Annotated in this window: 3 protein-coding genes; all 3 read right to left on the reverse strand. The window is 70.0% G+C overall.

Annotated features, from left to right (window positions below):
* Nucleotides 1-2,021, reverse strand: a 2,021-nt coding sequence (locus tag LPN03_RS20500) for a DUF5107 domain-containing protein (protein WP_262455727.1), incomplete at its 3' end; no start/stop codon positions are given.
* The gene (locus LPN03_RS20505; RefSeq protein WP_262455728.1) at nt 2,018-2,524 is read right to left on the reverse strand and encodes a hypothetical protein; all 507 of its coding nucleotides are present in this window, start codon (nt 2,522-2,524) and stop codon (nt 2,018-2,020) included. The genes LPN03_RS20500 and LPN03_RS20505, both read right to left, overlap by 4 nt.
* Nucleotide 2,525: 1 nt before the next feature.
* Nucleotides 2,526-3,253: epimerase (locus LPN03_RS20510; RefSeq protein WP_262455729.1), on the reverse strand; the 728-nt coding region annotated here is incomplete at its 5' end.

A 3,253-nucleotide genomic window follows, 5' to 3' on the forward strand; every position in this document is an offset into this window, starting at 1 on the left:
TCGCCGGGGCAAACCCTCTGCCACAGCGCGGCGATGGAATTCTCGCCCTCGCGCAGGTCGGCCACCTCGATCCCCTCCTTCAGGAGTGCGGCCGCAGCGGCGCTGTCCCCCATATCCGCCTTTGCCCGGGCCAGCAGGAACCGGACCCTGCCCAAAGATGACAGCGCCCGGGGTGCCCGCTCCGCCAGAAAGGGCACCAGCTCCGGCCGCCCGTTGCCCACCGCAAGCGTCATGGCCTCCACAGCAAGCGCCCGGTTGCCGGGATCAGAGGCGCAGGCGGCCTCAAGCTGCTGCAGCCCCTCGTCGATGTCCCCCGCCGCAATCATCGCCAGGCCCACGCCGCGGCACGCCAGCGCCCTGCTTCGATTGCTGAGCGGAGCTCCCGCCCGGACAATCCCGTCCGGATAGTTGCCTGCCCTGACCATCTCCGCGGTCACGGGCCCGCCCATGGCCCGGGAGTACAGGGCGGCCACTGCCCGCCGGTCCTCGGCCTTGCTGAAATCGGCGCGGGCGTGCGCCATGACGGCGCGATGAAAAACGGCTTCTGCACTTTCATTGCGCCGGGCCGCAAGCAGTTCCTCCCAATCCAGCCCGCGCACAAAGGCGGCGGACCCGGCAAAGGGACGGCGCGAGACCCCCTGCCCACCACCCGCATCCGCCCGCAGCATTTCCAGCCACGGCGCCTGGTCCGCCGTCAGCGTCTCCTGCGCGAACGGCGTGCCGGCCTCGTCAATCCAGCCGGCGCCGGAGGCCTCGCGCCGCACGCGCTCCAGGGCCCCCCACCCGCTCCCGGCCACCACAAAGTCCGACGGCGGCAGGTCCGCCCAGCGGTCAGCGTCGGCGAGCGCGGCATCCAGCACAGCGCCGGGGACCAGCGCCTCCACCCGCTCCCCCGCATGGTCGACGGCGGCATCCCAGGTCCCCGAAGCCAGGGCAGGGTCCAGGGCGGCGTTGCCGTAGGCCTCCACCCACTGCCAGGACGCCCCGGCCGGCATGGGCACGTGCTCAAACTGGGTCTGCGCCAGCCCGGCCTGGATCTCCGCATACAACCGCGGCGGGGCACCGGATTCGGACGGCGTCAGCCACTCCTGCCACCGGTGCCCGCCCGCGCCCTCGCCCCAAACAAACAGCTTGCGTCCCCGCAGCTGCGGCGAGGACACCAGCGCAAGCCCGTCGCCGCCGTCGTCCATGGCCACTTCCCAGCGCCGCTGGTCCGGAGCCAGGTCAAAGAAAAAGTCGGCGGCCTGCGGGTTCCGCACGGGCCAGGTGGCGTCGATGCCGCGGAAATCGGCGGGCTCCACCACCGTCATGGCGCCGTCGTACCCGGTGGCGTAGGCGCGCGAGGCCGGGGCGATGACCCGCGTGCCCGGCCTCTGCGGGACGGCCGCATTGCTCCACCAGTACATGGGCACGGTTTCGGCGTTGGGGTTGCGCAGGCGCACGGCCGTGAACAGCACGCGGGAGTCCGCCGGCAGCCACGCGTCAAGCTGGAACACCACCTCGCGCAGGCGGTCGAACTCCCACATGCGCAGCACCTCCTGCCCGTCCGGCGTACGCACAATGGCCGCATGGAGCGGGGCGCAGGTGGTGGGCGAATGGCCGCGCGTGCCGATGTTCCACTCGATCCCGCCGGCAAACCAGGCATTGCGCAGCGCCAGGTTGGCAAACTGGATCCGGTCCCCTGTGTGGAGCAGTTCCTTGCCGGTGGCCTTGTCCGTGAGCTGCCACAGCCGCCCGCCCAGCTGGGGCAGGAAAGTCGCCTTCACATGCCCGTTTTCAAGCACGACGGCGGTCAGTTCCGTTGCGCTGGTGACCCGCGAGTAGCCGTCCTGGAGCGGGTAGGGGTAGATGTTCCGGGCCTTGCCCCAGCGGGATCCCTCGATGATTTCTTCCGGAATCCCGCCGTCCACAATGTAGGGCGGCTCCAGCAGCGGCTGCACCGAGGGCAGCGGCGATTCGGGGCCAGGACCGGCCAATTCGATGGTGCGCGTGGTGACGGTGATGGAGGGCGCAGAGCTCATGCGCCGAGCTTATCGGAATATCCACCGGCTGACGGGGATGGATGTCCGGCAGGATTTGGCCGGTTCCGCCGGGCAACCAGCGGGATCACCGCGGCACGGCCGGCGGCGGCGCACGCGGCGGCCAGGAGGCCAATTCCGGCGCCGTACAGTGAGCCGGCCCAACCGCCCGCGGCGGCAACCACCACGAGCCAGAAGACCAGCCCCGTGGCCAGCGCAAAGGCGCAGACATGCAGCCACTGCCTGCGAAGTCGGCGGAGCGGCCAGGCCGCCAGGATGGCCAGCGGCAGGCCCAGGATGGAGGCGAACGGGAACCCGTAAATGAGGGAGATCGGCAGGAAGTACCAGCCCAGGCCGGTGTCCCCTCCCGTGGCAAGCAGGCTGGCCGCCGTCATCCCGAGGCAGAAGAGGACAAAGGTAATCAGCCAACCCAGGAGCAGGGCAGGGGCCCCATACCGCATGCTGAAGCGGACCTGGCGTGATTGAGACCGCCCCGGTCCGGACATGTCAGCGGCCCCTTGCCATGATGTCCGCCAGCGCTTCACCGAGGTCCGGATGCCGCCACGTGAATCCGGCGCCTTTCAATGTGGCCGGCTGCACCCACCGGCTTTTGAGCACCAGCTCGGGTTCCGTGCGGATCAGCACTGCCCCCATGTTCAACAGCCAGGCCGGGGTGGGCAGCCCGAACGGGACACCCACAGCCCGGCGAACCCCCGCCATCAGGGTGGCGTTGTCGACAACGTTCGGTGAACCGATGTTGACGGGGCCTGCCATTTCAGGGTGGTCGTGCAGGAACAGGACGGCCCGGAACAGGTCATCGACATGGATCCAACTGAATTCTTGCCGGCCCGGCCCCATGGCCCCGCCCAGGCCCAGCCTGGCCAGGTTCACGAAGGGCCGCATCGCGCCTCCGCCCGGGCCCATCACAATGGTGATCCGCAGCGGAATCTTTCGCGTCCCGGGCGCCGGTGCAGCATCCAGTGCTGCCTCCCAGCCCCGCGCCACGGCGACCGAAAAGCCGGAGCCAAGTTCGCCGTCGTGCTCGGTTTGGGGGCAGTCACGCGCATCCCGGTAGATGGTGCCGGTGCTGGCGTTGAACCAGTCGCGCGGCGCGGTGCGGCAGGCGGCGATGGCGCGGCCCAGTTCCTCCGTGGTTGCCAGGCGCGAGCGCACAATCTCCGCCATGTTGCGGGTGTTGTAGCGGCATGAGACGGACTTGCCGGCCAGGTTTAGGA

Source organism: Arthrobacter sp. A2-55 (assembly GCF_025548615.1).
Classification (GTDB): Bacteria; Actinomycetota; Actinomycetes; order Actinomycetales; family Micrococcaceae; genus Specibacter; species Specibacter silviterrae.

Excerpts from the sequence above, each read along its gene's own strand:
- LPN03_RS20505 (WP_262455728.1), bottom strand. The coding sequence starts at position 2,524 with ATGTCCGGACCGGGGCGGTCTCAATCACGCCAGGTCCGCTTCAGCATG.